This window comes from Embleya sp. NPDC025285, assembly GCF_055558835.1.
Window position 1 is genome coordinate 61,671 of sequence record NZ_JBVHLU010000045.1, and the last position, 18,100, is coordinate 79,770.

At 72.5% G+C, this 18,100-nt stretch carries 14 protein-coding genes; 10 read left to right on the forward strand and 4 right to left on the reverse strand.

The genetic code is table 11. The annotated features are described in order from the left end of the window. Nucleotides 1-132: 132 nt before the first annotated feature. The gene (locus ACZ4FV_RS27705; RefSeq protein WP_395865234.1) at nucleotides 133-978 is read left to right on the forward strand and encodes a M55 family metallopeptidase; all 846 of its coding nucleotides are present in this window, start codon (nucleotides 133-135) and stop codon (nucleotides 976-978) included. Nucleotides 979-1,041: 63 nt separating this feature from the next. Here the strand turns inward: ACZ4FV_RS27705 and ACZ4FV_RS27710 are convergent, their stop codons facing one another. Further along, on the reverse strand, nucleotides 1,042-2,589 hold the full coding sequence (locus ACZ4FV_RS27710) for a M4 family metallopeptidase (protein ID WP_465323529.1): 1,548 nt from the start codon (nucleotides 2,587-2,589) through the stop codon (nucleotides 1,042-1,044). Between the two features lie 400 nt (nucleotides 2,590-2,989). Here ACZ4FV_RS27710 and ACZ4FV_RS27715 point away from each other — a divergent pair, with 400 nt between their 5' ends. The 5 genes from ACZ4FV_RS27715 (at nucleotide 2,990) to ACZ4FV_RS27735 (ending at nucleotide 9,186) form a co-directional block, all read left to right on the forward strand. Beyond that, nucleotides 2,990-3,865, forward strand: coding sequence for an ABC transporter ATP-binding protein (locus ACZ4FV_RS27715; RefSeq protein ID WP_395865238.1), 876 nt, complete (start codon nucleotides 2,990-2,992; stop codon nucleotides 3,863-3,865). Continuing rightward, complete coding sequence (locus tag ACZ4FV_RS27720; RefSeq protein ID WP_465323530.1) at nucleotides 3,862-6,432, forward strand: ABC transporter permease; 2,571 nt, start codon at nucleotides 3,862-3,864, stop codon at nucleotides 6,430-6,432. Before ACZ4FV_RS27715 ends, ACZ4FV_RS27720 begins: the two co-directional genes overlap by 4 nt. Nucleotides 6,433-6,782: 350 nt before the next feature. After that, nucleotides 6,783-7,919, forward strand: a complete 1,137-nt coding sequence (locus ACZ4FV_RS27725) for a sensor histidine kinase (RefSeq protein WP_395865242.1) — start codon at nucleotides 6,783-6,785, stop codon at nucleotides 7,917-7,919. Next, a complete protein-coding gene (locus ACZ4FV_RS27730) occupies nucleotides 7,910-8,560 on the forward strand; it encodes a response regulator (RefSeq protein ID WP_395865244.1) in 651 nt (216 codons plus the stop codon). The genes ACZ4FV_RS27725 and ACZ4FV_RS27730 overlap by 10 nt, the downstream gene beginning before the upstream one ends. Before the next feature lie 254 nt (nucleotides 8,561-8,814). After that, nucleotides 8,815-9,186, forward strand: coding sequence for a hypothetical protein (locus ACZ4FV_RS27735; RefSeq protein WP_395865246.1), 372 nt, complete (start codon nucleotides 8,815-8,817; stop codon nucleotides 9,184-9,186). Nucleotides 9,187-9,228: 42 nt separating this feature from the next. Here ACZ4FV_RS27735 and ACZ4FV_RS27740 read toward each other — a convergent pair whose 3' ends face one another. After that, nucleotides 9,229-10,029: a hypothetical protein gene (locus tag ACZ4FV_RS27740; protein ID WP_402237003.1), complete on the reverse strand. Its 801-nt coding sequence runs from the start codon at nucleotides 10,027-10,029 to the stop codon at nucleotides 9,229-9,231. Between the two features lie 248 nt (nucleotides 10,030-10,277). Here ACZ4FV_RS27740 and ACZ4FV_RS27745 point away from each other — a divergent pair, with 248 nt between their 5' ends. Next, nucleotides 10,278-11,429, forward strand: a complete 1,152-nt coding sequence (locus tag ACZ4FV_RS27745; RefSeq protein WP_395865250.1) for an acyl-CoA dehydrogenase family protein — start codon at nucleotides 10,278-10,280, stop codon at nucleotides 11,427-11,429. A gap of 517 nt (nucleotides 11,430-11,946) precedes the next feature. Further along, complete coding sequence (locus ACZ4FV_RS27750) at nucleotides 11,947-12,963, forward strand: ArsR/SmtB family transcription factor (RefSeq protein WP_465323531.1); 1,017 nt, start codon at nucleotides 11,947-11,949, stop codon at nucleotides 12,961-12,963. Between the two features lie 515 nt (nucleotides 12,964-13,478). Here the strand turns inward: ACZ4FV_RS27750 and ACZ4FV_RS27755 are convergent. Both ACZ4FV_RS27755 and ACZ4FV_RS27760 read right to left on the reverse strand, forming a co-directional pair. Beyond that, nucleotides 13,479-14,249, reverse strand: coding sequence for a hypothetical protein (locus ACZ4FV_RS27755; RefSeq protein WP_465323532.1), 771 nt, complete (start codon nucleotides 14,247-14,249; stop codon nucleotides 13,479-13,481). 395 nt (nucleotides 14,250-14,644) lie between these two features. Then, nucleotides 14,645-16,147, reverse strand: coding sequence for an MFS transporter (locus tag ACZ4FV_RS27760; protein WP_395865257.1), 1,503 nt, complete (start codon nucleotides 16,145-16,147; stop codon nucleotides 14,645-14,647). A 100-nt stretch (nucleotides 16,148-16,247) separates the two neighbouring features. Between ACZ4FV_RS27760 and ACZ4FV_RS27765 the strand changes: the two genes are divergently transcribed. Together ACZ4FV_RS27765 and ACZ4FV_RS27770 are read left to right on the forward strand one after the other, a co-directional pair. Next, a complete protein-coding gene (locus tag ACZ4FV_RS27765; RefSeq protein WP_395865260.1) occupies nucleotides 16,248-16,619 on the forward strand; it encodes a MarR family winged helix-turn-helix transcriptional regulator in 372 nt (123 codons plus the stop codon). Nucleotides 16,620-16,713: 94 nt separating this feature from the next. Continuing rightward, nucleotides 16,714-17,949: an epoxide hydrolase family protein gene (locus ACZ4FV_RS27770; protein WP_465323533.1), complete on the forward strand. Its 1,236-nt coding sequence runs from the start codon at nucleotides 16,714-16,716 to the stop codon at nucleotides 17,947-17,949. Nucleotides 17,950-18,100 lie beyond the last annotated feature (151 nt).

An 18,100-nucleotide genomic window follows, 5' to 3' on the forward strand; every position in this document is an offset into this window, starting at 1 on the left:
TCGTCGACGAAGAACCGTCGCCGGCCCTGTCCGAATCGCCAACGACCGGCGAGGGGACCGTGCGTGATGCTCGGCAGGGCATCGCACGCCGCGCGGGACCGGCCGAACAGGGCGACGAACGGGAGCACACCCATGGACGTATACATCTCGATCGACTTGGAAGGTGTGGCGGGCATCGCCACCATCGACCAGATCGTGCCCGGAGGCGGCGGCTACGCCAACGCGCAGGAGATGATGACCGGCGAGGCCAACGCGGCCATCGAAGGCGCGTTCGCGGCGGGTGCGGACAACGTCCTGATCAACGACAGCCACGGCACCATGGACAACCTGCTCGCGCGCAGCCTGGACCGGCGCGCACGGGTGATCCAGGGCAGCCCCAAGGCGCAGTGCATGGCGCACGGGCTCGGCCCGAACCACGGCGTCGCGCTGTTCGTCGGCTACCACGCGGCGGCGGCCACCCCGGGCGTGCTCGCGCACACCTTCTCGTCCGACTTCGCGACCGTACGGCTCAACGGCAGCCCCGTCACCGAGGCCGAGGTCAACGGGCTGCTGGCGGCCCAGCACGGGGTCCCGGTGGGGCTGGTCACCGGCGACAACGAAGTCTGCGCCGCGACGGCCGCGGCGTTTCCGGGCGTGATCACGGTCCCGGTCAAGACGGCCGAGGGCATCACCGCGGCGAACAGCGTGCACCCCTCCGTGGCCCAGGACCTGATCCGGGCCGGCGCGGCGGCGGCCGTGGAGAAGGCCGGGAACCTGGAGCCGTTGCCGCTGCCGGAGACGTTCGTCTTCGAGGTCGGCTTCCAGATCCCGCTGGCCGCCGAGGTCGCGGCGGCGGTGCCGGGCGCGGAGCGGGTGGACCAGCTCACCGTGCGCTGCGAGGTGGCCGACCCGGGGCGGGTCGTGGACCTGGTCCAGATCTGGTACACCATCGCCGCGCACTCGGCCCGCTCGCGCCTGCCGATGCTGAGCCGCCGCTGACCCGGGACGCCCGCCGGGCAACCGGTAGCCGGGTAGCCGGCGGGCGTCGGTCGGTTCAGGGGTTCAGGGGCAGACCGGCTCGCCCGCCGCGGGTGGCACGGCGACCGCCTCCCAGGCGGCCTTGGTCTTCTTGAAGACGTCGCAGGTGGGGTCCAGGGCCTTGGCCGCGTACAGGGTCTGGCGGCGTTCCTGGCGGTAGTTGGTGCCGCCGGCGCGGGACATCAGGGCGTAGTAGACGACCTTGGCGGCCGTCTTGATACCCACGCCGGTGACCGGCGTCGGGGTGCAGGTCGGGCTGGTGGGTTTGCCGCCGCCCGGGTTGGAGCCCTCGGCGAGCAGATAGAACCAGTGGTTGAACACGCCCGCCGCCCGGTAGGGGTCCATGCTCGGAATCGCCGAGGTGTAGCAGTTCGCGTCACCGCGGATCGACGGGTTGTACATGAAGCGCAGCGGGCCGCTGCCGAACGGGTTGACCATCTCGCCGATCGTGTAGTCCGGGGTGTCGAACGGCGCCGGCTCGTTGGCGTACGCCTCGGTCAGGGTGCCCATGATGTCCGCGAGTCCCTCGGCCAGGCCCGGTTCGGTGAACGGAAAGCCCGGGGTCATCTGGTCGATGGCGTGCCCGTACTCGTGGCCCACCAGATCCATCGCCGACATCCATTGGTTCTGGGTGCTGCGACCGATCACGACCTTGTTTCCGTCCCAGTACAGGTTGTAGTCGTTCAGGCCGACCTGGAGCGGCCAGGCCCCGCCGTTGCCGTTGTGCCCGTTGCGGCCGAGCCAGTTCCGGAACATGTCGAACTGCTTCTGCGCCGCCCACAGGGCGTCCACACACCCGGTCTCGATGGTGGCGGGGTTGCCGTTGCCCCACTCGTCGACGGGCTTGGCGAACACCGCGCCGCCGTATTTCGCGCAGCTCAGATTGGCCCTGATCGGGTCGCGCAGCGTGTACGTACTGCCGGAGCGTGTCGTGTCGATGGTGATCGGGTCCGGGCCGTTCCACTGGCTGTGGCCGATCCCGGCGTGCACCTCGTCGACGGAGTCGAGCACCGTGCCGGACCCGGCGTCGACGAAGACGTGCAACCTGCTCGGCGCGGTGTCGGTCCGGCCGACCACGACGGTCTCCCAGGCCAGGTGCGCCGCGCCCGCGCCCACCCGCACCACCAGGCGGCTCGGGTCGACCCGGTCCACCACCGGCAGTCGGGTGCGCGCGGTGTCCTCGGCCGTCGGCCGGTCGACGCTCGGTGTGGTCGCGACGTCGATGCGCACGTCGTCGGCCGTCTGCACGGCGTGCACCCGCCCCCGACCGTCCGCCAGCACGGCGGCGTCCGCGCCGACCACGGGCAGGCCGCGGTAGGTGCGTGCGTACGAGATCGAGTAGATGTCGCCGACCCAGGGCAGCACCGACCGGCGCAGGTAGTGCCCGCCGGGCGTCCCGGTCGAGGCGCCGGTGTCGGCCATCGCCCGGTCGGCCGCGGCGATCGCCGCGGCCCGGGCGTCGGGGGCGAGAACGGGCCGTGCTCGTTCCGTGGTCGACTGCGCCGTCGTGCCGGCCACCAGGCCGACCATCAGGGCCAGGACCGACCCGAACGTCAACGTGCTGCGATGCATCGAGGCTCCTCGGGTAGAAGGCACGCCCCGACCACGAATCCGACCGCCGCCGCCCCTGCTTCCGCTTCCGCTTCCGCTTCCGCTTCCGGGGACGAACGGACCACCCCACGCGCCGGGTTCGTCGCCCGAGCGAACAAAACGCTCACAGCGTGCCCGAACCACCGTCAACACCCGCCCGACCATCGGCACACTCCGGCAAAGTCCGGCGCCGCGCGTGCCCGGTCCAGGCCGCGCCCGTCCCCACCCGGCGGACTCGCGGGGGGTGTGGTTTTCCGCAGGTGGGGTCGGTGCCGCGCCCCATGGTCCGGGCGTCGGCGATCTTGGAGGCTGCTCCTACCGGTGATTCGAGGCCCGTTCCGACCGGAACGAGGCCCCATCGGGCGAGCGAGGAGGTCGGCGGATGCCGAGGAGCAGGACGCGGACGGCAGCGGTCACCGAGGACGCGCGGGGCACGTCGCCGTTCGCCGCGCGCGCCAGGGGGCTGGTCAAGGAGTACGGGTCGGGCCCGACCCGGGTCGCGGCCCTGGCGGGCGTGGACGTGGATCTCGTCCGCGGCGGCTTCACGGCGATCATGGGGCCGTCCGGCTCCGGCAAGTCGACGCTGATGCAGTGCCTGGCCGGGCTGGACACCGCCACCGAGGGCAGTGTGGCGGTCGGCGGTACCGAGTTGGCCGGGCTCGACGACACCGCCTTGACGCAACTGCGGCGCGACCGACTGGGGTTCGTTTTCCAGGCATTCAATCTGCTGCCCACCCTGACCGCCCTGGAGAACATCACGCTGCCGGTCGAGATCGCCGGGCGCCGGGTGGACCGGGCCCATCTGGATCGCATCGTCGCGGCCACCGGTCTGACCGGCCGGCTGGCTCATCGACCCGCCGAGCTGTCCGGCGGCCAGCAGCAACGCGTGGCGGTGGCACGAGCGTTGGTGTCCAGGCCGGAGATCGTGTTCGCCGACGAACCGACCGGGAACCTGGACTCCCGGGCCGGGACCGAGGTGCTCGACCTGCTCCGCCGCGGCGTGCGCGAGTGGGGCCAGACCGTACTCATGGTCACCCACGACCCGAACGCGGCGGCCTACGCCGATCGGGTCGTCTTCCTGGCCGACGGCCGGATCGTGGACGACCTGGCCGAACCGACGGCGGACACCGTGTTCGCGCGGATGAGGGGGTTCGACGGCCCCGGGCGAACGTATCGACCCGGGTCCGATCCCGGGCCGGCGCACCCGATGGGCATGCCAGGCACGATCGGGAACGACACGGACGGGGTGCGACGGTGACGCTCACTCGGATCGCGCTGCGCGGAGTCGTGGCGCACAAGGCTCGGATGCTTCTGGCCCTGGTGGCCATCGCGTTGGGTACCGCGTTCGTCGCCGGGACCCTGGTCTTCCGCGACTCGGTCGCGGCCTCCGCGCGCGCGTCCTTCTCGGGGTCCGCGGCGGACGTGACGGTGACGCCCCGTCAGGGCGGCGATCGACAGGACGGCACCGGCCTGCCCGCGACCGTGCCCGGCCCGGTGCTCGACACGGTGGCCCGGACCGAGGGCGTGCGCGCCGCGTACGGTCGGGTGCACGTCCCGGACGTCGTGGTCCTGGACGGCCGGGGCAAACCGCTGAGTACGCGCGGCGGTACCGTCGCCGACTGGCCGACCGATCCCCGGTCCGCGCCGCGCGTGAGCCAAGGACGTGCCCCCGGCGGCCCGGCCGAGGTGGTCGTGGCGGCGAACACCGCCAAGGCGCACGGGATTCGGATCGGCGACCGGCTGCGGATCATGGCGATACCCGGCACCTTCGAGGCGACCGTGGTGGGCCTGGGGCAGGAGCGGGCGGATCGGGCCCGCGAAGCGGACGTGTTCGTGGACTCGGCCACCGCGCAACGCCGACTCCTGGGCGCGACGGCACGATTCACGTCCATCGCGGTCACCGCCGCGCCCGGGGTCGCCGACGCGCGATTGCGGCAGCAGGTGCTGGCCGCGTTGACCGATCCCGCCCCGTTCACCGTGCGCACCCGCGATCAGGAGGCCGCCGCCCGGGGCGACGCCGCCGGCGCCTCGCTGGACGTGGTCACCTACCTGATGCTCGGTTTCGCCGGGATCTCGGTGCTCGTCGGCGTGTTCCTGATCGGCAACACGTTCTCCATGCTGGTCGCCGCGCGCACCCGACAGAGCGGGTTGCTGCGCGCCGTCGGTGCCCGGCGGGGTCAGGTCAACCGGCTGATCCTGGGCGAGGCCGGGTTGTTGGGCGTGGCCGGATCGACGCTGGGACTGGCCCTGGGCGTCGGACTCGCGACCGGACTGATCCGGGTCGTGGGACAGGTCGGCGACACCCCGGCGGCGAGCGGGCCGACAATGCGCTGGTCGACGCCGGTGGCCGCGTACGCGGTGGGCGTGCTGATCACCCTGGTGGCCGCGTACCTGCCCGCGCGCCGGGCCGGCCGGGTCTCCCCGATGGCGGCGCTGCTGCGCGTGGCCGGACCCGCGACGGGGCGCTCGCTGCGGGTCCGCAACCTGGTGGCGGGCGCCACCGGACTGCTGGGCGCCGGCGCGCTGTTGCTCGCGGTACGCGCCGACGACCTCGCGGCGGCCGGGTCGTTGCTCGCGGTCGGCGTCCTGCTCACCCTCGTCGGTACCGTCGCCGGCGCGCCGATCCTGAGCGTATGGGCCGTCCGCGGCGTGGACCGACTGCTCGCGCGCCGGTCCGGACCGCTCGGTCGGCTCGCGCGCGGCAACGCGATTCGCGACCCGCGGCGTACCGGGGCCACCGCGTCGGCCCTGATGGTGGGCATCGCGCTGGTGAGCTTCCTCTCCCTGGTCGCCGCGTCGCTGGTGACCTCGGTCGACGGCCAACTCGAACGCACCGTGAATGCCGACTACTTCGTACTCTCCTCGCGCCCGATGACCGACCAGGTGGCCCGCGTGGTCCGGGAGACGCCGGGCCTGGACCACGTCACCGCGCAGCAGACCGTGCGCGCCGACCTGATCACCGCGCACGGCACCGACCGCGATCACGATCTGACCGCCACCACCGAGCGGTTCACCGACGACTTCAAGCTGACCTTCACCGCCGGCGACGCCCGCTCGACGCTGGCCCCGGGCGGCGACGGGATCACCGTGCCCCAGGCGTTCGCCGACGAACACCGGCTGCGGCTCGGCGATCCGGTGCGGGTGCGCTTCCACGGCGGCGGCACCGCGCGGCTCACCGTCGGCGGCATCGTCCGCGACGGCGACGTGTTCGCCTCCGGCGCCACCTACATCGGCACCCACGTCGCCCGGGCGAACCTGCCCGCCGATCAAATGCCCCTGGACGACGTGTACTTCGCGACCACCGCGGCGGGAGCGGACCGGGACCTGGTGTACACGGCCCTGGCCGAGCGGCTGGCCGGCTTCCCACAGACCAAGGTGCGCGACCGGGACAGCTACCGCGAGGCGCTGCACGACACGGTCGCCCTCGCCCTGGACCTGGTGTACGCGCTGCTCGCGCTGGCAATCCTGGTGGCCGTACTGGGCGTGGTCAACACACTCGCGCTGTCCGTGGTCGAACGCACCCGGGAGATCGCGCTGTTGCGGGCCCTGGGGCTGACCCGGCGCCGGGTGCGCCGGATGATCCGCACGGAGGCGGTGCTGATCGCCGTGGTCGGCGCGGTACTGGGTCTCCTGCCCGGCCTGGCCTGGGGTGCGGCCACGCGGCGTGTGCTGTCCACGAAGGGCCTCGACACGCTCGCCGTCCCGTGGACCACGTGCGTGGCGGTACTGGTCGGCGCGGTCGTCGTCGGCACCCTCGCCGCGTGGCTCCCGTCCCGCCGAGCGGCCCGGGTCGACCTGCGCGAGGCGATGGCGAGCGGGGGTTGACCGGAAGGCCGACCGGGGTGAGGTCGCCCGGTCCGGCGGGGTCGGGCGAAGGCCGACGGGTGGGACGGAGGCGGGTGACCCGGCCTGTTCAACCGAAACCGGGCGCGCGGTTCAGCCGGAGCCGAACGATCCGCGCGGTTCGGCCGACGCCGAAAAGACCCACGCCGTTCAGCCGGAGTCGAACGACCCACGCGTTTCGGGCGGAGGACCGGATGAGAGGCTCGGGTCACCGCCGTGACGTGCGCAAACGGGGACTGGGATGGGACAGGACGGGAGCAGGGGCATTGGACGGTTCGGGTCCGCTTGACGACACGCGGCACGCCCGCGGGTTCGGGACGGTCGTGCGTAGTGTGGCGAAGACTGCCCTGCGCGCCGTTCGGGTGGTCTTCGTGGGCACCGCGACCGCCCTGCCGGAAGTGCTCTTCCTGGCCGGCGCCGGGCTGTCGTACGCGCTCGTCCCCCGCTCCCGGACGCGCCCGCGCCGCGCCGTGCTCCGCCTGATCACGCGCGGCGCCCGCGCCCTGACCGACCTGGAGCGCGCACGCCTGGCCCGCCCCGGGGACCCGGTCCACCCCACCCCGACCGAGCCGAGGCGCCTGGTCCGCTACCTGGCGGCGCGGGTGCCCGTCGGGCTGCTCGGCGGCGCGCTCTTGGTGCTCACCGTCGGCGGCGCCGGGTTCGCAGCGGTGATGGTGGGCGCGTGGGCGACGGGCAGTCCGAACACCACCACCTCCGACGTGGCCATCCTGCTCGCATCCGGGCCGGCCCTGTTCGCCCTGGCGTTGTACGGCCTGGTCGGGCTCGCGGACACCGAACGGGCGCTGGCCCGGCGCCTGCTCGAACCGGACCCGAGCGAATGGTTGCGGCTTCGGGTGGACGAGCTGGCGGCGAGCCGGGCGGGCGTGGTCGAAGCGGTGCACGAGGAGCGCCGGCGGATCGAACGCGACCTGCACGACGGGGTGCAGCAGCGCCTGGTCGCCCTGGGCATGCTGATCGGCCGGGCCCGGCGCGGCAACGATCCCGCGCGTACGGACGAGTTGTTGCGTCAGGCGCACGAGCAGGCTCAGCAGGCGCTGACCGATCTGCGGGACGTGGCCTGGCGGATCCATCCCACGGGGTTGGACGACGGCGGGTTGCGCGCGGTCCTGGAGACGATCGCCGAGCGGGCGCCGGTGCGGGTCGGGTTGACGTACGACGTACCGGCGGAACCCGCGCCGATCGTGGCCACCGCGGTCTACTTCGTGGTCGCCGAGGCCGTCACCAACACGGTCAAGCACGCGGGCGCCGACGCCGTCACGGTGTGCGTCTCGGGCGCCGGCGACGCGGTGCGGGTGCGTATCGTCGACGACGGCCTCGGCGGCGCGGATCCCGCGGGCGGCGGACTGTCCGGGTTGGCCCGTCGGGTCGCCGCACTGGACGGAATCCTCCGGGTGGACAGCCCGCCCGGAGGTCCCACCACGATCACCGCGGAGGTACCGTGCGCATAGTCCTGGCCGACGATTCGGCCCTGCTGCGCGAAGGGTTGGCCCGACTGCTCGCCGATGAGGGGCACGAGGTGGTCGCGGGCGTCGGTGACGGCGACGCCATGGTCGAGGCGGTCCTCGAGCACGTCCCGGATGTGGTGGTGGCCGACGTACGGATGCCGCCCACGCACACCGACGAGGGTCTGCGCGCCGCGCTGGAGGTGCGGCGCCGGTTGCCGGGGGTGGGTGTGTTGGTCCTGTCCCAGTACATCGAGAAGCGGTACGCGGTCGAGTTGTTGACCCACGACGGCGCGGCGGTGGGCTACCTGCTCAAGGACCGCGTCGCGCACGTGGACGACTTCCTGGACGCGCTGAACCGGGTGGCCGCCGGCGGCGCCGCGTTCGATCCCGAGGTGGTGCGCCAACTCCTGGCCCGGACCAGCCACGTCGACCCGCTGGACCGGCTCACCCCACGCGAGCGCGAGGTGCTGGCGCACATGGCCGAGGGCCGCACCAACGCCGCCATCGCCCAGGCCCTGCACGTGTCGCAGAGCGCGGTGGAGAAGCACGTCAACGCGATCTTCGACCGCCTCGACCTGGCCCACGCGGCCGGCCCGGGCTACAGCCGCCGAGTCCTGGCCATCCTCCGTTACCTGGGCTCCTGACCACCCGCGCCCACCACGTGGCTGCCTCGAACCCGGGCACGGCATCGCCGCGCGCGGGTCGGCGCATCCACCGGCTTCGCCACCCGCGCCGCGCAACTGCCCTACGTCCGCGTCCGGTTCACCTCCGGGACACACCGCGTCGCCGAGCGCGAGCACATCCGGAGCAACGCGTCCGCCGTGCCGCTTCCGGGTGAACGGGGCAAATGAGTACCCGTACTCATCCCGTGCCGGTCCCCCGGTGATGAGCTGACCACATGACACAACACGAGGCTTCGCTCCGGTCCGTGCACCGCGCCGGCACATCCGCGTCCCGGCGTGGCTCGCTGACCGCTCCCGTCATCGCCACCGTCCTGACCGTCCCGGTCGCGGGTGCGCACCTCTTCCTGTTCGGGCTGAGTGCGATGGCGTTCGACTCCTGCAACTCCGCCGCCGACTGCCCGGAAGCCACCGCGGCGGTGAACCGGGCCGCGTGGCTCGCGGTCGCGTCCGTGCCCGTCGCGTTGACATCGTGGTTGTGGCCCCACAAGCCCGGGTTCAACCGGTATCGCGCGGCACATCTGGGCGTCTACCTGGCGCTCGCCACAACGGCCGGCGCACTGTTCGTCACCGTGCCCGTGGGCCGCTGACGAGGTCCCGTCCGAGCGTCCCCGGCCGAAGCCGCGCACGGATCAGCCGGCCGACGGCCTGGTCCGGCGGTTCAGCGGCGGCAGGGCCACCGTGGCCGCCGCCGGTGGGGCGGTGATCTCCACCGGCTTGCCGGGATCCGACCAGTCGACGGTGTATGGGCCCGGGGCAAGGAGCCGCACCGGGACCGGACTTCCGGTGGCTGGTACGTACAGGCGAACGTCGCCGTCGTCCGGGTCGGGGAAGGTCAGCACGAGCATCCGCCGGCCGTCGAGCATCTCCTCCGAGCGGCGTATCGGCGTGGATCCCCAGTCCATCACGGCCGTCGCGACGCTGCCGTAGTCGGCGATCTCGGTGACGTCCTCGAATCGCGCGTTGTCCGCCTCGATCCTGACGTACTTCTCGTGCACTCGCCCGGCGTCGCTCGGGTCGGCGAGCTTGCCCGCGGCCGTCCAGTAGTCGGCGCCGGCCCTCAGGTACAGGTCCGCGCCGATCCGACGCAGTTCGATGGTTCTCCCGTCCACCGTCATCGAGCCGATGTAGCTCTTCCGGGACTGGTCGAACCGCAGGTCGTAGCCGATCCTGCGGCGCCCGTCGGATGATCGCACGTCGCCGATGGCGCGCACGGTCGAGACACCGCGCCCCGCCGCCTGGATGCTCTTCTTCAGCGCGGCGTCGTCCAGCTTCGTGTTGTCCTCGCCGGTCTCGGCGACCGCAGGGGTCGAGGCACCGAGCGTCGCGGTGGGCGTGCCGATCCCCACCGGCGTCGAGTCCGCTCCGCAGCCGGCCAGGAGCAGCGTGCCGGCAAGCATCGCGGCGGCGAGGGTGTGGTTGTAGGCGCGCAAGTGCGGCTCCCGTTCGACCCGAATCGGCTCGGCCCGACCGGTGTTCGGGCCCGGCACTGCGACGCACGCCGCCGGGACGGGGTTCCGTGTTCCGCGCGGAAGATATCGGCACTGCTAATTTGACCGGTCGACGGCGGTCGACGGCGGCCCCGACGGAAGCGGGGCCGCACGCGAGTCCGGCCCATCCGGCGGTCCGTCGCCCGGCCGAGTCGCGAGCGCCCGATTCCGAGGATCAGGAGAGCCGGCCCATGAACCTGGAGTTGACCGACGAACAGGACGCCGTGCGGGATCTGGCCGCACGGTTCGCCGACCGCGAACTCGTCCCGCACGCCGCCGAGTGGGACCGCGCCGAGTCCGTCGACCCGGGCATCGTCGCGAAGTTGGGCCGGCTGGGCTTCCTCGGCCTGACCATTCCCGAGGAGTACGGCGGATCGGCCGGCGACCACCTGGCCTACTGTCTCGTCCTGGAGGAACTGGGGCGCGGTGACTCGGCCGTGCGCGGCATCGTGTCGGTCTCGCTCGGCCTGGTCGCCAAGTCGATTGCCACGTACGGGAGCGAGGAGCAAAGGCACGCGTGGCTGCCTCGGCTGTGCGCGGGCGAGGCGCTGGGCTGCTTCGCGCTCACCGAGCCGAACACCGGGTCGGACGCCGCGAATCTGACCACCCGCGCGGTGCGCGACGGCGGCGACTGGCTGCTGACCGGCGCCAAGATGTTCATCACCAACGGCACCTGGGCCGATGTGGCGCTGGTGTTCGCCCGGACCGGCGAGGCGGGCCACAAGGGCGTGACCGCGTTCCTCGTGCCCACCGACACCCCCGGTCTGGAACGCCGCGAGGTGCACGGCAAGTTGGGCCTGCGTGGTCAGGCCACCGCCGAACTGGTCCTGGACGCCGTCCGGGTGCCGGACTCCGCGCGCCTGGGCGAACTCGGCAAGGGCTTCTCGGTCGCGATGGCCGCGCTCGCCAAGGGCCGCATGTCGGTCGCGGCCGGCTGTGTGGGGATCGGGCAGGCGTGCCTGGACGCGGCGGTGCGCCACGCGGGCGAGCGCGAGCAGTTCGGCAAACCCATCGCCGGCCACCAGTTGGTCCAGGAACTGCTCAGCGACATCGCCGTGGACGTCCGCGCGGCCCGGCTGCTGACCTGGCAGGTCGCCGACCACATCGATCGCGGGCTGCCGTTCGCCACCGAATCCTCGGTGGCCAAGCTGTTCGCCTCCGAGGCCGCGGTGCGCGCCGCCAACAACGCGCTCCAGGTGTTCGGCGGATACGGCTACATCGACGAGTATCCGGTCGGCAAGTATCTGCGTGACGCCCGCGTGATGACGCTCTACGAAGGCACCAGCCAGATCCACAAACTCCTCATCGGCCGTGCCCTGACCGGCGTGAACGCCTTCGCCTGAGCGCCGGAGCCCCGGAGACCGTGAGCCTCCGACCCGACCCCCGACCCCGGCTCGGGGCGCGCGGCCGGAGGCGAGCGTACCTCCGCCCGCCTCCGGTCGATCCCGAGCATGATGGATTTCCCGCCCGTCCCCGTCGGACGGGGCCGAGATCCGGGCACGATCACCACATGGGTCCCGACGACGTCTTCTCTCGGCCCGCGCTTCCGCCCCGTGTCGGATCTCCGGCCGAGCCCGCCGCCTCCACCCCTGTGACCTCGCGCCCGGGTCCCTCCACCCCGGCTCGCATTCCCCGGCGGGCGGACGACGTTGTCCGCTCACCCCGTCCCCGTAGCCTGGCCGATCGGCCGTTGTCCGGAAACGCCTTTCAGCCTGGGCTGAAACCCGCTGGTCGCAGCGTCGTCGAGGACGCACACTGTCGTGGTCCTCCCGAGGACGTGCACATCGAACGGGAGGTCGGCACAAGGAACATCTCGGCGGAAACGCCCCCAACCATCCACTCGACCCTCGGAGTACACGAGTGCTGCGGATCCACTTCACCGCGGAGGACCTGGCCCGGACCCGATTGGCCACGACGGTCGGTGCGGCGGCCGAGACGTACCACAGCCTGGAGCTGCTGCACGGTCCGCGCAGACCGCTGCCCTTCCGGGCCTGGCGCACCGAGGTGGCGGCGCGACTGGAGGCCGCGCCCGGTCCGCTCACCGCGCTGATGCCCATCCGCGGCCCGGGTCTGGATCTGCGCACGCTGGTCGGGGACTCCCCCTCCCTCGACGAAAGCATCGAGAACCTGCTCGCGGTACCCGGCGCGCGATTACGCGCGGAACTGGCGCACCTGACCTTCGCCCCCGCGTACTCGACCTGGGTGCGCGACTTCCTGGACGGCTCCCTCGAACCGCGCCGCGAGTTCGCCGAGGCGCTGCGCGCCTGCCACGACGTGACGGTCGCGCCCTTCCACGACCGGGTGCGCTCGCACCTGGAGGCGGTCCGCAGCCGCTACACCCACACGCTGCTCGACAGCGGTGTCGAGGGCCTGTTGGCCGGGTTGTGCGTACCGCTCATCCGCTGGAATCCACCGGTCCTGGAAGTACGGCATCGCAAGGACCACGACATCCTGCTCGGTGGCCGGGGCCTGGTGATCGCACCGACGCTCTTCGTCTGGCGTGAGTCGGTGGTGCTCTGGGACGTCCAGGACGAAACCGCGCCGTACGTGTTGGCCGTCCCCACCGTGCGCGACCTCCAGGACGGCGTCGCGCTGTGGCAACCCGGCGTGGGCGACGACCGCGCGCTCGGCGCGCTCCTGGGCCAGACCCGGGCCGCCGCGCTGACCGTGATCAACGACGGTTGCACGACTACGGAGTTGGCCCGTCGGCTGAACGTCTCGGCGGCGTCGGCGAGCCAACACGCGACCGTGCTGCGGAACGCCCGGCTGATCACCACGACCCGGCGAGGTGGCGCGGTCCTGCACTCGCTGACCTCACTGGGCCTGGAACTGCTCGGCGAGAGCCCGCTACGCGCACGCCATCCGGCCCGGACCTGACCCGACGGCACGAACGTCCGTCGAGTGGACACCGGTCCCCGGACGCCCGGGCGCGGCATGCCCGGGCGTGCCGCCGATCACGTGCCGGCGGCCTCCGACCGCTCCCGCCACCACGGCGTCGGGCTGCTCGGGTCGCGCAGCGCGTTGGTCGCGCAGTGCACTTCGCCGCCGCCGATGTGGGCCCAGGGGCCACGCCGATCCCGGCCCCGAAGACCGCCGCCAGTGCCACCGCTCCCACTCGACTCTTCGCGCCGCGCATGTGCCTGTCCCTTCGTGAACGCCCCCTACCTCGTCCACTCTCCGGACATCGGCCCGCGCCGGCGTCGTGCGGACGACCGAACCGTGACTGCACCGTTCGATGTAGGCCCGGCTTGGGATCGTCGCGGCGCCACCCGGGCACGCCGCGGGCCCCGGCGCTGCCGTCCCGACACAACCGCCCGGGCACGGCCGTGCCGGCGACCCCGCCCGATCACATACGCGTCGGCGTCGGCGTCGGCAGGACGCACGGCGTCGGCTCAGTCCGTCGGCGGCAGTGCCTCGATCAGGGCGATCGCCGCGGAGCAGCACAGGATCAGGCCCAGTTCGGCGACGGTGGAGGGCTCCGCTTCGGGTTCCCCGGGCCGCGTCGGCGGCGCCGGTACCGGAACCGCCGGTTCGCCGAGCAATTCGCGGTTGCGCAGCAGGGCCTGGAGGACGTCGAGCAGCCCCCACGCGCCCCATGCCGGCTCGTGTCGACGGGCGCGGTCCGAGGCGTCGACGAGGGCGAGCGAGCGAATCGTTTCGGCATGACCGGCGGCGAGTTCCTTCGCGGTGTCCGCGCCGACGCGCGCGGCGATGTGGCCGTGCACCAGCATCCGGCCGGTCATCAGGGCCACGCTCAGCTTCAGCGCCCCAGGCCCGGTCCGGGTCAACGCACCCGGGTCCCTGGCCCGGCGCAGCGCGGCGCGGCGGCGGCGCAGTTCGAAGGCGACGGTGGGGAGCAGGTTCGGGTGGAACGCGGCCCCGGCGGCCTGTTCGTCGTCGAGCCCGGGCACCATGTCCCGTACCAGTGCCGGCGCGGCGGATCCGATCACGGTCCGAGTCGCGTGCAACCAGCGCGGCGCGGCGCCGAGTTCGATCCGCGGCAGGTCCCGCAGCACGAGCTCGGTCACCGGGCCCCGGAGCGTCGCGGAGAGCTCCGCCGTGCGGTCGGCGGTCAACCCGAGTGCTTCGAGCGCCTCGGTGGGATCTCCCGCCGGGTCGTTCGCCGGGTCGTCCGGTGCACCTCGTCGATTCCACAACCCCACGTCGACCTCCACCCGGTTCCCGTCGCTTCGTCGCCATCGTCCCACGCCCCGTTGTCGCCCCGTTGTCGCACCGTTGTCGCGCCGTTGGGCGTCCACGACGATCCACGCGCCCGCCCGCACGAAACGCGCGGCGAGGCGCGGCGAATCGACTCGGACCGGCCCACGCTTCCGGTTGGCGCCCAGTCCGGGGAGCGCACCCGCCGGCGCACCCGATGCATTCGCCCGGATCCGCACTCGCCACCCACGGCCGAACGCACGCCCGGTGCGGTCCGCACACGCCGAAGCCCCCACGCGCGGTTCGGCGCGTGGGGGCTCGGGTGCCGATGTCGATCGGAGCCGGCCTTCGGGTCGTGCGGGTCGGGTTCGCGCCTCGATGCGGCGCGACCCGGCTACGGTCAGGGCAGGCGCGTCGTGCCGTCGGCGTCGGCCGTCTGCGCCCGACGGCGCGAGGAGGCGAGCAGCGGGACGATGTTGAGCAGCAGACCCACGATCGCCACTCCGGTGACCAGGTTGGCCCCGGGCCGGTAGGCGCCGAAGTCGGTGTCGCCGGCGGTGGCGCCGGTGGTGACGGCGGTGACCACGGCGAGCACGAGGGCCGCGCCGACCTGGCCGGAGGTCTGCACCAGGCCCGAGGCGAGGCCCTGTTCGGAGTCCTCGATGCCCTCGGTGGCCTGGGACATGATCGCGCTGAAGCCGAAGGCGAAGCCGCCACCCAGGAGCAGCATGGTGGGCAGCACGGTGAAGGCGTAGTTCGGGGTGCTGCCGGCGGTGGCGAGGAACCACGCGTAGCCCAGGCTCATCGAGGCCATCGACGCGATCAGGAGCGGCGCGGTGCCGTAGCGGTTGATCAGGCGGCCGGTGAACGGCGATCCGAAGGCGACGACCAGACCGGCCGGCAGCAGCGCGAGCGCCATCCGCAGCGCGGACCAGCCGAGGCCGTCCTGGAGGTAGAGGGTCATCATGAACTGGAAGCTCATGTAGGAGCCCATCAGCGCGACGATGCTCAGGTTGGCCCGCACCACCGTGCCGATCCGCAGGATGCCGAACCGCACGAGCGGGTGGGCGATGCGCTTCTCGACGAACACGAACGTGGTGAGCAGTACGGCGGCCAGCACGACCGAGCCGAGCGTGAGCGGCGCGGTCCAGCCCCGTTCGGGCGCGGAGACGACGGTGTAGACGGCGAGCAGCATGCCGCCGCTGAGGGTGGCGGCGCCGACCAGGTCATGGCCGCCGGAGTCGGCGGGGCGGTCCCGCGGGATCAGGAAGTACCCGGCCACCAGGGCGAGAACGGCCAGCGGTACGGGGGTCAGGAAGGTCCAGCGCCAGCCGAACTCGGTGAGCAGTCCGCCCAGGATCAGGCCGGACGAGTAGCCGCTCGCGCCGAAGACGGAGAAGACGGACAGCGCTCGGTTGCGGGCCGGGCCCTCGGGGAAGGTCGTGGTCAGGATGGACAGTGCGGTCGGCGCGGTGAAGGCCGCGGCCAGACCCTTGATGAAGCGGCTGGCGATGAGCAGGCCGCCGCTGTCGACGAGCCCGCCCAGGAGTGAGGCGGCGGCGAACACCGCGAGTGCGATCAGGAAGACCCGGCGCCGGCCGAGCAGGTCGGCGGTGCGACCGCCGAGCATCATCAGTCCGCCGTACCCGAGCACGTAGCCGTTGACGATCCACTGCAACGAGGTCGCGGACATGCCCAGTTCGTGGCCGATCGAGGGCAGCGCGACGCCGACCATGGAGACGTCGAGGCCGTCCAGGAACAGGACGAGGCACAGCACGGCCAGGACGCCCCAGAGTTTGGGAGTCCAGTGCGAGGCGGACGGTGTTGAGGTGGACGCGGCGGACGAGGGGACGGACTTCTCGCGGGAGGACGGTCCCGCGTAGGTCTCGACTGTTGGGGCCATGGCGACGAACATATATGCGCACGCATTGAATGTCTACGCATTAAATGTGGGTGCAATAAATTTGCTTGCATGTTATGACGGGTGGCGTTACCGTGACGCGATGAAGACCGAGGAGCCGCTGATCGAGAGTTGGCGCACCCTTTTGTCGCGATACAGCCGGGTCGCCCACGAGCTCGATCGCGCCCTCCAGGCCCGGCACGACATCGCCATGAGCGACTTCGAGGTACTGGACCGGCTGATCGCCGCCGAGGGATGCAAGTCCCGGATCCACGACCTGGTCAGCGACCTGCACCTGAGTCAGAGCGCCTCCTCGCGGGCCGTCGCCCGGCTGGAGAAGTGTGGTCTGGTCCAGCGCGCGATGTGCGACACCGATCGCCGCGGCGTCTTCGTCACCGCCACCGACAAGGGCCGCGCCCTGCACGCCCAGGCCCGGCTGACCCAGCTCGAAGTCCTCCGCGAGCAACTGACCTGACCGCCAAGGCCCCGGCGTCCCGATTCGGACGGCGCGGTGTCGCCGTCCGACGGGCCGACGACACCGCCTCCCCGACCCGGTAAAGGACGCCGCCATGACCACCTTGCACGCGTTCCCCCTGGAGCCCACTCCGCTCCACGTGCCCGACCGGGTCCTCGACGACCTGCGCGCCCGTCTCGCGTCGACCCGGCCGCCGCTGGACGAGGGGAACGAGGATTGGTCCTACGGCGTCCCGGACAGCCATCTCCGTGAGCTGGTCGCCTACTGGCGGGACGGCTACGACTGGCGCAAGGCCGAGGCCGCCATCAACGCCCACGAGCACTACGAGGTGCGCGTCGCCGGTGTCCCGGTGCACTTCATGCGCAAGCCCGGCCGCGGCCCCCGCCCGATCCCGTTGATCCTCACCCACGGCTGGCCGTGGACGTTCTGGCACTGGGCGAAGGTGATCGACCCGCTCGCCGACCCGGCCGCGTTCGGCGGCGACCCCGCCGACGCGTTCGACGTCATCGTGCCGTCCCTGCCCGGCTTCGGTTTCCCCGGGCCGCTCACCGGCTTTCCGGACGTCAACTTCTGGAAGGTCGCCGACCTCTGGCACACCCTGATGACCGAGACCCTGGGATACGAGAAGTACGCCGCCGGGGGCTGTGACATCGGCGGGATCGTCTCCAGCCAACTCGGCCACAAGTACGCCGACGAGCTGTACGGCATCCACATCGGCTCCGGGCTGCCGCTCGACTTCTTCACCGGCCACCGCGCCTGGGACTTCGCCCGGAATCGGCCCCTCACCGACGACCAGCCCGCCGACGTCCGGGCCCGCATCGTCGAGCTGGACCACCGCTGGGCCCCCCACCTCGCCGTGCACATGCTCGACGGCGCCACCCTGGCCCACGGACTGAGCGACTCACCCGCCGGACTGCTCGCCTGGCTGCTGGAGCGCTGGAGGGCCTGGAGCGACAACGGCGGCGACGTCGAGTCCGTCTTCAGCAAGGACGACCTGCTCACCCACGCCACCATCTACTGGGTGAACAACTCCATCGCCACGTCGATGCGCTACTACGCCAACGCCAACCGCCACCCCTGGACCCCCGCCCACGACCGCACCCCCGTCGTCCAGGCCCCGGTCGGCCTCACCTTCGTCACCTACGAGAACCCGCCCGGCGTCCACACCGCCGACGAGCGTGTCCGGGCATTCGAGACCGGCCCGCAAGCCGCCTGGTTCAACCACGTCAACGTCAACGCCCACGACCACGGCGGCCACTTCATCCCCTGGGAGAACCCCGACGCCTGGGTGAGCGACCTGCGCCGCACCTTTCGCGGCCGCAGGCCCTGACGACCGGCGGCGAAGGCGCACCCGTCCGGCGTGTCCGCCACCGGGCCTGGTTCATCCCCGATTCCCGGGCCGACGAGGCGGGGTGGGGGGGGGGGGGGGGGGGGGGGGGGGGGGGGGGGAGGGGGGGGGGGGGGGGGGGGGGGGGGAGAGG